General features: G+C 71.4%; 5 protein-coding genes and 1 pseudogene. All 6 read right to left on the reverse strand.

The window, feature by feature from the left end; translation table 11 throughout:
• Positions 1-89: 89 nt before the first annotated feature.
• Positions 90-557, reverse strand: coding sequence for an RDD family protein (locus OEY_RS0106830; protein WP_010593147.1), 468 nt, complete (start codon positions 555-557; stop codon positions 90-92).
• The gene (locus tag OEY_RS0106835) at positions 554-1,294 is read right to left on the reverse strand and encodes a hypothetical protein (RefSeq protein WP_010593148.1); all 741 of its coding nucleotides are present in this window, start codon (positions 1,292-1,294) and stop codon (positions 554-556) included. The genes OEY_RS0106830 and OEY_RS0106835 overlap by 4 nt, the downstream gene beginning before the upstream one ends.
• A gap of 73 nt (positions 1,295-1,367) precedes the next feature.
• Complete coding sequence (locus OEY_RS0106840) at positions 1,368-1,838, reverse strand: hypothetical protein (RefSeq protein WP_225222831.1); 471 nt, start codon at positions 1,836-1,838, stop codon at positions 1,368-1,370.
• 147 nt (positions 1,839-1,985) lie between these two features.
• On the reverse strand, positions 1,986-3,821 hold the full coding sequence (locus OEY_RS0106845; RefSeq protein WP_010593150.1) for a sigma-54-dependent Fis family transcriptional regulator: 1,836 nt from the start codon (positions 3,819-3,821) through the stop codon (positions 1,986-1,988).
• Between the two features lie 75 nt (positions 3,822-3,896).
• On the reverse strand, positions 3,897-4,706 hold the full coding sequence (locus OEY_RS0106850; protein ID WP_010593151.1) for a hypothetical protein: 810 nt from the start codon (positions 4,704-4,706) through the stop codon (positions 3,897-3,899).
• A gap of 101 nt (positions 4,707-4,807) precedes the next feature.
• Positions 4,808-5,159 (reverse strand): annotated as a pseudogene (locus OEY_RS28100) (hydantoinase B/oxoprolinase family protein); the annotation flags it as partial.

Below are 5,159 nucleotides of genomic sequence, written 5' to 3' on the forward strand. Positions count from 1 at the left end.
CTTCAGACCCTGCGACACCACGAACTCCTACCCGTCTACGTTTCTCAGCCGGGTTCGAGTATGCCCAGCCGACTGTGACGGGCGCGACGTCACGTCTCGAATTCGGCCGGATGCAGATGCGGTTGCCAGTCGTAGACGACGCTGGTGCGCAGGAGGATGTCCTGCAGAGACCGCCGGCGCCGGTCCACCGCCACCCACAGCAACCCGAAGCCGAACATCACGCACAGCCAGGCCCGCGCCGCGGAACGAATCCCCCCGACGAGGTCGCCGTTGCGGCTGACCACCCGTAGCCCCATCACCACCGCGCCGAGTGTTCGTCCCGTCGTCGCCCAGCACGCCGTCAGGTACACCACCGCGACAACGACGAACACGGCGACGGACAGCAGGATCTGTGCGTCCGGGAGGGTGAACTCCTGCGGCGAGAACAGCAGTCGCGCGAACAGCACGGCCAGGTAGATCCCGCCCATCACCGTGAGCACCACGCCGAGGTCGACGGCAGCCGCGATACCCCGCGTGACGATCCCCGCCGGCCCGTGCGGCTGCCCGCCGCCGGTCACGCGGGTGCTTCCGGGGTTTCCGGCACGCGTCCGAAGAACCGCCCGACGAACCCGGACACCGCGTCGTCGGCGTGCATCCCTTGGCTGCGGACGCCGCGGACCGCCTCGGTGGACATGGACCCCGTCGACTCGCGGATGATGCTCGGCAGGTCGACCCCTTCGATCACCGCGTTCGCGAGGCCGACGAGGTCGACCCGCCCGATGATCGCGTCCACGTCGATCTTCGCCGCGAGCGCGTCCAGGTCGACGCGGTCGATGATCGCCTCGACGTCGATCTTCGCCGCGAGCGCGTCGAGGTCCACGCGGTCGACGATCGCCGCCACGTCCACTCGCGCGGCGACCGCGTCGATGTCGACGCGGGCCAGGATCGGTGCGATCGCGATGCGTGCCGCGACGGCGTCGATGTCCACCCGGTCGAGGATCCGCTCGATGTCGATCCCCTCCGCGAGGACGTCGAGGTCCACGTGGTCCCGCACGACAGCGGTGATGTCCACGACGTCCAGGGCCGCGTCCACCACCCTGCGCACCACGGTGTGCAGCACCCGGTCCGCGATCTCGTCCCCGGCGCGCAGGGTCTCGGCGCCGCGCGACTCGAGGGCGACGAGCGCCGGGTCCACACCCGGTAGCCGGCGCGCTGCGTCGACGCCGAACAGAAGCATGCGACGAATCCCGTCGCCCACGGTGGCCGCGGCCCCCACCGCCACGCGCACCGGGTCCGGGGCGGTCCTGCCGTTCATACCGATATCAAAGCCCTCCGGCGCCCGAAATGCACGTAGTTCCCGATCTGCGGGGGATCTCCGACCGGAACGTTCACGCGGATCGGTTCAGGACCCGAGCGGCCGGACGCGACGCCGGGGCGAATTCGACGGTGACGGACCGGGCTCCGGAGTACGCGAGGAGTGCCTGCACCGCCTCGGTGTACGGGCCCCGAGGGTCCGGGATCCGCCGGACATCCGGTACGGGAACGACGGGTGCCTCCGAAACGGGCAACAGGATCTCCGCGTCGAGCCGGCTGCGGCTCCCCTCGATCAGTAACCCTTCGGTGACCACCCGGCGCACCGGCACATCGTGCCGCCCCCGGACGTCGCCCACCACCAGTGCCACGTACTCGTCGTCGTCGACGACGACGGTGATCAGACGCCCTCGCCGGGTTCCGACCGTCAGCGGGACGTCCGAGACGAGCTCGGCGCCGGCCGGCGACCCGGACGATTCGGGGACCGGACATCTGTTGGTGTGCAGGATCATTCGTCGCCGGTTCCAGCTGAAGAACGGCTCGTCCATGACGTCCACGACTCTCGTTCCTCCTTCGCGCTGACGAGATGTGCTGTCTCCATCTTCGGCAGGAGGGGCGGTCGTGAACTGTCCCACATCCGGACACGGGTTCGCACCGTGCGAGCACCGGCGGCAGATTCGACGACCGGCGGGGGCCTACTCGCCGGTGAAACCGAACAGGGTCAGTTTCCGGTACAGCGACGACCGGGAGATTCCCAGGGCGCGCGCGGCGTGCACCCGGTTGCCACCGGTTTCCCGCAGGACCTTGGCGATGAGGTCCCGTTCGGCGGACTCGACCGCGTTGAGCTGCCGGCGCGGACCGTGCCGGCACCACTCGGGTAGGTCCTCGACCGTGATGGCACCGGCAGGCCGGTGCGCGACGGCGCAGCGCAGCGCCGCCTCGACCTCGTGGATGTTGCGCGGCCACGGATAGCGTGCCAGCACCCGCATGGCGTCGGGAGCGACGGTGCGGCTCTGCGATCCGGTGATCTTGCGGAGGACCTGGGCCACGACTCCTGCGATGTCGTCCGTGCGGTGTCGCAGGGCGGGAACGTGCACCGTCCGGTCGAGCGCCGCGAGCAGCGGGGCGAGGGTCTCGGAGGGCGGCTCCTCGGACTCCTCCATGGTGGCCACGACGAAGACGTGCTCGGCGACGGGTTCCGCCAGGGTCTCGGCCAGGGTGGTCGTGAGCGGGCCGGGCATCGCCTGGATGTTGCGCAGCACGTACAGGGTGGGGTTGGCGGAGGGCACCGTGAGCCCGGACAGATCGGTCTCGCTGCCGTCCACGAGGATGCTCCGCCCCCCGGCGTACAGGGAGTGGAAGATCTCGGACGCGAGAGAGGCCTTCCCCGTGCCCGGCTCGCCGGTGAGGAGCAGCTTCGCCCCGGCGGACAGGGCCTCCTCGATCTCGTCGCAGGCGCGCATCCACAGCGCGGAGGAACCGCTCGAGCGGAGACGATCCGTGCCGGCCGCGGCCAGACCGACCCGTCCGGAGTGCATGCGGTGCTCGCGAACGCGGTTCGGCACGGACGGCAGCGGTGCCGCGGACGCGGCCGCTTCGGAGACCTCCACGAGGTATCCGGCGGTGTCCTCGCCCGCCAGGATCCGGGTCGCCCGGACCCGGACGGACAGGCCGGTGCTCAGTTCGAGCAGTTCGTCGATTCGCGCGCGGTGCCCGATGACGTAGTCGACGTGTTCACCGACCCGGCGTTGGTCCTCCGGCGCGAGGAGGGTGTGGGCGAGCGGATTCGCGAGCGACATCGCGCTCCCGATCGCCATGAGGGCCGCCCCGCCGCGGGCGTCGGCGCGCACGAACGCGTCGAACAGCGCGTGCTGACGGGCGCTGCGGTCGCGGAACAGATTCTGTTCGATCTCCGCTGCCGCGGTCCGCACCACGGTCGTGAGCAGCGGCGACGAATGCTCGGTGAGGCAGCTGATGTCGATGACGCCGGCGACGCGTCCGCTGAACGGGTCCCGGATCGGTGCCCCGGAGCAGGCGAACGGCTGGAACCGTTCGTGGAAGTGCTCGGCGCCCTCGATCTGCACGGCCCGCCCGGATTCGAGCACCGTGCCGACGCCGTTCGTGCCGATCTGACCCTCGTTGTAGTCGAAGCCCGGTGCGAGCGAGACGTGGTCGAGCAGCCGTCCGATGGCCCGGGCACCGTCGAGGCGCATCAGCACCTGCGCCTTGGCGTCGGTCAGGGCGATGCTCACCGGGACGTCGACGGTCTCCTCCGCGAGCCGGTCCAGGACCGGCAGCGAGCACTGGACCAGGCGGGAGGCCCGGTCGACCTCACCCGCGAACCGGACCTCCCCACCGGACGGGCGGACGCCCGCCGCGGCGGAGCGTCGCCACGACGCGGACACGACGGACGAGACCAGCGAATCGTCCGGTTCGCCGGAGTCGAGGAATCCGGCCCGGGCCACCGCCACCCGCAGCCGTCGGTCCGCGCTCTTCACCGGCCGCCCCGCCCCGGTGTGGTCGTGATGCATGTCACGTCTCCAGGGTAGCGCCCGTCCTCCGGCCGGTGCCGCTCCCCGCGGCACCGGCGTGCAGGTCGTCCACGATCAGGCACCGGGGCCGTCGAGTGCGGCCAGCCGGGCGAGCACCGTCTCCGGGACCGCGTCCGCCGGCAGGTGCGCGAGCCGGAACACGCCGTGCGCGTCCGGGACGGCAGCCTCGTCGGCGAGCCAGTACTCGGAGCCGAGGACGTCACCCTCGTGCTCGCCGATCGAGACGGTGTCCTCGCCGCGCAGTCCGATCTCCCACCGGTAGTGCGCGGCCACGTTGGTCACGGGCACGTACGACTGCGGATCGGCCGGCGGCAACGCGGCGGCAGCGCCCGGCGCGATCCGCTCGTCGAGCAGGACCGCCGCGACCGGCACCTCGGCGAAGCCGCGCAGCCAGTCCGCGACGTACATGGCCGCGGCCTCGACACGGTCCGCGTCCAGGTCCGCGACGTCTCCGGGATGGGTCGCCGCCAGCCAGGCCCGCGGTGAGGGGATCTGCAGCAGCAGCGGCAACCGGGTGGTGCCGGCCACCGTGGCGGCGAGCGTCGTCACGGCGCGGGTGGTCGCGGCGTCCGCGAGCAGCGCCCGCAACGCGTACCCGGTCCGGGACCGGGCGGCCATCGCCTCGCCCAGCCGCGGGTCGTCCGCCGCGAGGCGGTAGAACTCGCCGAGATCGAGCAGTGTGACGTCCGGCCGCAGCAGCCCGTGCGCCTGGTTGAGGAAGTTCGACAGCGCGGTGGGATCGGTCCACGGCACGGGGTTGCCGCGGAGCAGGACCCGGCGGCTGTAGTCGAGATGGTCGACGACGAGGGGGACCCGGCGCCCGGAGACCGGCGCGTCGAGAATGGCGGGAAACGAGATGGTCATGATCGTGACTCCAGGGAATGGGTGCCCGCACGGTGAGGGGAGCACACGTGCGGGCACCCGGTTCGGGGTGGATCCGGTGGCCGGAGCGGGCCGGACCGGCTTCAGGACTTGCGGTGGACGATCTCGCCGTGCTTCGACTCGAGTTCCTTCACCCGGGCCGCGAGTTCGGCGATCTTCAGCTCCCGGCGGTCGGGCATCATGATGATCGGCATCCGGTCGATCGTCGTGGTGACCCGCTCGGCCCCGTGGACGGTGAAGTGCGTGGCCGTCAGTTCCTCGGTGTCGCCCCAGGACCCGTAGTACAGCAGGTCCTGCGGCGGCTCCGGCGTCACGAACTTCTCGACGAACTCCCCGTAGGGCACACCGCGCGAGAGCCGGTCGCGCCGCATCGAGGCACGCAGCGCCTCCGTGGCGTCGACGTCCACGACGAAGGTGTCCGGCGCGTACACGACG

The sequence above is a fragment of the Rhodococcus sp. P14 genome (assembly GCF_000256505.1).
GTDB classification, from domain to species: domain Bacteria; phylum Actinomycetota; class Actinomycetes; order Mycobacteriales; family Mycobacteriaceae; genus Rhodococcus; species Rhodococcus ruber.

Coding starts and splice junctions, on each gene's coding strand:
- OEY_RS0106835 (WP_010593148.1), bottom strand. CDS start 1,294: ATGAACGGCAGGACCGCCCCGGACCCGGTGCGCGTGGCGGTGGGGGCC.
- OEY_RS0106840 (WP_225222831.1), bottom strand. CDS start 1,838: ATGGACGAGCCGTTCTTCAGCTGGAACCGGCGACGAATGATCCTGCAC.
- OEY_RS0106850 (WP_010593151.1), bottom strand. CDS start 4,706: ATGACCATCTCGTTTCCCGCCATTCTCGACGCGCCGGTCTCCGGGCGC.
- OEY_RS0106845 (WP_010593150.1), bottom strand. CDS start 3,821: ATGCATCACGACCACACCGGGGCGGGGCGGCCGGTGAAGAGCGCGGAC.